Source organism: Sphingopyxis sp. (assembly GCF_035250425.1).
In the GTDB taxonomy this organism is placed as follows: Bacteria; Pseudomonadota; Alphaproteobacteria; order Sphingomonadales; family Sphingomonadaceae; genus Sphingopyxis.
This window is the reverse complement of sequence record NZ_DATFFD010000284.1, coordinates 1-5,488: the sequence shown is the minus strand read 5'-3', so window position 1 is coordinate 5,488 and position 5,488 is coordinate 1. Positions and strand designations below refer to the sequence as shown.

Genomic DNA, 5,488 nt, shown 5'->3' with positions numbered 1-5,488 from the left:
CGTCCGTCTGCTCCAGGGTTACCTGTCGGAGCGTGGCAAGATCGTCCCGTCGCGGATCACCGCGGTGTCCACCAAGAAGCAGCGTGAGCTGGCGAAAGCGATCAAGCGCTCGCGCCACATCGGCCTGCTCCCCTACATTGTGAAGTAAGGAGGGCTGGTCCGATGGAAATCATCCTGCTCGAACGCATCGAGAAACTCGGCGGCATCGGCGATGTCGTCAACGTCAAGAACGGCTTCGCCCGTAACTACCTGCTGCCCAACAACAAGGCGCTGCGCGCGAACGACACCAACCGCAAGCTGTTCGAGGCCAACCGCGGCAAGATCGAGGCCGACAACGCCGAACGTCGCACCGACGCCGAAGGCCGCGCCAAGGACATCGACGGCAAGCAGATCGTCCTGATCCGCCAGGCGTCGAACACTGGCCAGCTGTACGGCTCGGTTTCGGTCCGTGACATCGTCGACGCGCTCGTCGAAGACGGCATCGAAGGCATCGGCAAGTCGATGATCGAACTCGAACGCCCGATCAAGGCGCTCGGCCTGGTCGACGTCAAGGTCAAGCTGCACCCCGAGGTCGCGGTGACCGTCGGCGTCAACGTCGCGCGTTCGCCCGACGAAGCCGAAATGCAGAAGCAGGGCATCGACGTCATCGCGGCGATGTTCGAGGAAGAACAGGCCGAGGCCGTCGCCACGGCACTGGAACCCGACAGCGAAGACGAATTCGAAGACGCGACGCCGCCTTCGGAAATGGCCGCTGAAGAAGCTCCGGCCGCGGACGACGCCGAAGAAGCGTAAGCTTCTTCAGGTCAACGCCTTTTGAAAGGGCCGCGTTTCTTCTGAGACGCGGCCCTTTTCTTTTGCGTTGCAAAGCTGGTCGTTTCGACCGTCCGTTCCCGGGCAGCGGCGCTGGCTTACGTCATTTTCTCCGCGAGTATCCACACCCACACCGCCAGCGTGAGCCCGCCACCCGCAATGGTCGCGCGAACAGCGATCGAGAGTAATCGCGCCTGTGCCTCGATCGAATAGGTAAAGGCCGCGAACAATCGTTGCCGCAACCCGTCGGCTTTTTCGAGGCCGTCACTGTCGAATTCCTCGCCAAGCAAGAGCGCGCGCAGACAGAAAAAGCTCGACAGGATCAGCGGCACGATGCCGACTATGCTCGCGATCGTCAGCCAGGGCTGGGTGGCGGCGTCGAGGCTGAGCGGCGCGCCGGGGCTGGCGGAGATCGGGTGCGTGCCGATCGTGATCGCCAGCGCGTTGAAAGCCAGCAACCCGCCAAGGCGGACCGACAGGTCGAGATCGCGGTTTTCGAGGAACTCGAGATCGGCGATGAAACCCGGATCAGGCTCATCACCGCGCATTTCCTGAAACGCCCGCAGCCGCATGCGAAAGCTTCGATCGCGCCGCGCCCGCCAACGCATCGTCAATAGCCCATCAGGCTCAGCACTTCCTTGCGGCTGCTCTGATCTTCGAGGAAACAGCCGAGCAGGCGGCTCGTCACCATGCCGACGCCGGGAGTGCGCACCCCGCGCCCGGTCATGCATCCATGCTGCGCGTCGATAACCACCGCGACGCCCTGCGGCTGGAGATTGTCCCAGATGCACTTCGCGACCTCGGCGGTCAGACGCTCCTGCACCTGCAACCGCCGCGCGTAGCCGTTGAGGACGCGCGCCAGCTTTGAAATGCCGACGACGCGGTCGCGCGGCAGGTAAGCGATCGAGGCCTTGCCGGTGATCGGCGCCATATGATGCTCGCAATGCGACTGGAACGGAATATCGCGCAGCAGCACGATCTCGTCATAGCCGCCGACTTCCTCGAACGTGCGCGACAGGTGCAGCGCCGGATCGTCGGCATAACCCGAACAATATTCCTTCCACGCGCGCGCGACGCGACGCGGCGTATCGAGCAGCCCTTCGCGCGCCGGATCGTCGCCTGCCCACTCGATCAGCGTCCGCACGGCGTCCGCAACATGGTCGGGGACCACCACCTTGCCGTCCGGTCCCAACTCTTGTCCGTTGTCGCTCATCGCCCCGCTTTCACTGTTGCCTTCATGCCGCACATTTCGACGTCCATGCGCCGATACGCAAGGGCCGGACTAAAAGAAATTGTCCTCTCCCATCAACTTTACGTTGCGGAATCTTGGCTTTTTCACTTTTCGGAGAGGCGCGGTTTCGCGTCCTTTTTCGGGTCAAACAAGTGACTTGACGCTTGCGTCAACTCGGCGCACCTTCATCGACACTACAGAACCCGCCTAAGCGGGTCGTGATCCGGAGAGGCCGGCGTATTCCCCGACGCCGGTGGGAGAGGACGATGACCAGCATAGCTGGCAAGTGGGATTCACGAGGGCACATGGCCGCTTTGGCCCGATGCCCTTTGCCATGTCTGGTCGTTTCCCCTCCCCTTACCACAATTTGAAATTGGGCGGCCCCGCACCTGCGGGATCGAAAAAGGGAGGCTATAGATGAAGTTCAAGGCACTGATCGGAACCTCGATTCTTGCGATGACGGTGGCGACGCCGGCATTTGCACAGGACGCGGCGGATGAAGTGGAACGCGATGCTTTCGGCGGCGAAATCGTCGTCACGGCGCAGCGCCAGTCGGAACGCCTGCAGGACGTGCCGATCGCCGTCAGCGCCTTTTCGACCGAGGCGCTCGAAGCGCAGCAGATCAAGACGCCGTCGGATCTTCAGCTGACCCTGCCCAACGTCACCTTCACCAAGACCAATTTCACGGGCGCCAGCTTCACGATCCGCGGGATCGGCGACCTTTGCGTCGGCACGACCTGCGACAGCGCGACCGCGATCCACCTGAACGGCGACCCGCTGTTTTCGACGCGGCTGTTCGAAACCGAATTCTTCGACCTCGAACGCGTTGAAGTGCTGCGCGGACCGCAGGGCACGCTGTTCGGCCGCAACGCGACGTCGGGCGTGGTCAATGTGATCACCGCCAAACCGAAACTCGGCGCTTTCGAAGCCGCCGCCGAAGCCGAATATGGAAATTATGATTCCATGAAGGGCAAGGCGATGGTCAACATCCCGCTCGGCGACACAATGGGCATTCGCGTTGCAGGCATTTACCTGAACCGCGACGGCTATACGAAGAACAGCTTCCTCGACACGCGCATCGACGACCGCGACCTCTATTCGGTCCGCGGCTCGTTCCGCTGGGAACCCTCACCCGACACGACGATCGACCTGATGGCGTCCTATTTTCACGAAAAAGACAAGCGCACGCGCATCCAGAAACAGCTCTGCCAGCGCGACCCGACCGGCATCCTCGGCTGTTTGAACAGCCGCCTCGACAATTCGCCCTTCAACGGCAACGCAACCTTCACGGCGGCGCTGACTTCGCGCGAATTCCTGGCGATCCGCGGCATTCCGCAGGCGTTCGCACTGGGCAGCCTCTATGGCCCCGATGTCTATGCCAACACGACAATCCCTTCGGATCCGCGCGAAGTGAACACCGCCTATACGCCCAGCTATTTCACCAGCGAGCTGACGCTGCAGGGCCAGATCGAGCATAATTTCGGCCCCGTGTCGCTGCAGGTGTCGGGCCAGTATCAGAAGATCAAGCTCGACGCGTCGCAGGACTATAACAGCAATATCGGCAACCGGGCGCTCTACGCGGGCGGCCTCGCGACGTTGCAGGCGGCGGCGAACGGAGCATTGGGTCCGGCGCTCCAGGCCTATTTCCGGCCCGTCGCCACGGCGATCATCCCCAATGGCCCGACCGGCCAGCTTTGCACGTCGCTGGCCGAAGAAAGCGGCTATGGCAGCTTTGGCGGCAACAAGATTTGTAGCGATCAGTCGCTGCAGTTCGACCGGTCGAACCAGTATAACAGCAGCTGGTCGGTCGAAGGCATCCTGTCGAGCGACCTCGACGGGCCGTTCAACTTCCTGGTCGGCGGCATCTATGCCGATTATCACCTGACCGAGAACAGCTATTATGTGAACGCCTTCCCGATCGACTATCTGACCGGGGTGCTGGGCGCGTTCACCGCGGCGGCCAATCCGCCGGCGGCGGGCGGTCCGCTGCCGCCGTCGTTCCTCGCCACGCCCTTTTTCCGCAACAACACCGACGATTTGAAGATCACGTCATACGGGCTGTTCGGCGAAGCCTATTTCGAGTTCAGCGACCGGCTGAAGCTGACCGCCGGCCTGCGCTACAACAACGACAAGAAGAGCGTGAGGGCGCGGTCGACGCTGGCAAGCTTCCTTGCACCGCACGGCGGAACGGGTAGTGTCTTTGACTCGCCCTTTGTCGGATCGTTCGACGCCGACCCCGGAACGCCCGGCAACCAGATCATCCAGGAACGCAGCGTCAAATTCAACAAGCTGACCGGTCGCGCGGTACTCGACTTCAAGATCACCGATGACAATCTGATCTATGCGTCCTACTCGCGCGGCTATAAATCGGGCGGCATCAACCCGCCGCTGCAGCCGATTTTCGCGGTGCCCGAATCGTTCAAGCCCGAACAGGTCGACGCGTTCGAAATCGGGTCGAAGAACAGCTTCGGCAACGGCGCGCTCCAACTGAACCTGACCGCCTTCTACTATAAATATAAGGATCTGCAGCTCAGCAAGATCGTCGCCCGCACCGCGGTCAACGACAATGTCAGCGCCGATATCTATGGCTTCGAAGCTGAAGCCATTGTGCGGCCCGACCCCGACGTGGTGGTCAATCTGGGCTTCAGCTACCTGCACAGCAAGGTCTCCGAAGACAAGCTCACCAGCAACCCGCGCGACTTTGGCGGTGGCCGCTCCGATGCGGTGATCATCAAGGACATCACTAACGCGGCGAACTGCGCGGTGGGTTCGAGAACGGGCAATGTTGCCGGGGTCAACGCCTTCGTGAACGGGGTCCAGCAGGTCATCAACGGCGGCTTTGTGCCGGGCGTCGCCGCCGGTGCCGGCCTGCGCCCGACAACCGCTTTCCCGAGCGATGGCGGGATTGCTTCGACCGGCGCCTTCAGCATCTGTGGGGTGATGGAAGCCGCAGCTGCCGGGGCGTTCGCAGCGGCGGGTCTGAATCCGGCCAATTTCGGCGGAATCGAATATTTCTCCGCCGGTATTCCGGTCAACATCAAGGGCAACCAGTTGCCGCAGGCGCCGAACTACAAGTTCAGCGCGGGCATCCAGTACACCGCGCGTCTCGGCGGCGGCGACATGACGCTCGTCCCGCGCGTCGACCTGGCCTATACCGGCGAAAGCTATGGCAACATCTTCAACGGCAATGTGAACAAGATCAAAGGCTATGCCCAGGTCAATGCCCAGCTACAGCTGAACGGCCCCGACGAAAAATGGTATGTGCGGGGCTTCATCCAGAACGTCTTCGACGCCAACAGCGTCACCGGTCTGTACGTCACCGACCAGTCGTCGGGCAACTACACCAATATCTTCACCCTCGAACCGCGCCGCTACGGCATCGCGGCGGGCGTGAAGTTCTAAGCTTCCCCGGCGGCAGCGCCGAAAAGAAGACCCGGCCTCTCGGCG

The 5,488-nt window shown here is 62.0% G+C and carries 5 protein-coding genes; 3 read left to right on the top strand and 2 right to left on the bottom strand.

Annotated elements, in window-relative coordinates:
- On the top strand, positions 1–148 hold a 148-nt coding region (gene rpsR, locus VJ811_RS17245), incomplete at its 5' end, for a 30S ribosomal protein S18 (protein WP_324074651.1).
- A gap of 14 nt (positions 149–162) precedes the next feature.
- Positions 163–792, top strand: a complete 630-nt coding sequence (gene rplI, locus VJ811_RS17240; protein WP_324074648.1) for a 50S ribosomal protein L9 — start codon at positions 163–165, stop codon at positions 790–792.
- Between the two features lie 116 nt (positions 793–908).
- Here rplI and VJ811_RS17235 read toward each other — a convergent pair whose 3' ends face one another.
- Positions 909–1,358: a hypothetical protein gene (locus VJ811_RS17235; RefSeq protein ID WP_324074646.1), complete on the bottom strand. Its 450-nt coding sequence runs from the start codon at positions 1,356–1,358 to the stop codon at positions 909–911.
- Positions 1,359–1,420: 62 nt separating this feature from the next.
- Entirely contained in the window at positions 1,421–2,023 is a 603-nt protein-coding gene (folE, locus tag VJ811_RS17230; RefSeq protein ID WP_324074644.1) for a GTP cyclohydrolase I FolE, read from the bottom strand.
- A gap of 435 nt (positions 2,024–2,458) precedes the next feature.
- Here folE and VJ811_RS17225 point away from each other — a divergent pair, with 435 nt between their 5' ends.
- Positions 2,459–5,443 carry a TonB-dependent receptor gene (locus tag VJ811_RS17225; RefSeq protein WP_324074641.1) on the top strand — a complete coding sequence of 995 codons (2,985 nt, stop codon included), beginning with the start codon at positions 2,459–2,461 and terminating at the stop codon, positions 5,441–5,443.
- Positions 5,444–5,488 lie beyond the last annotated feature (45 nt).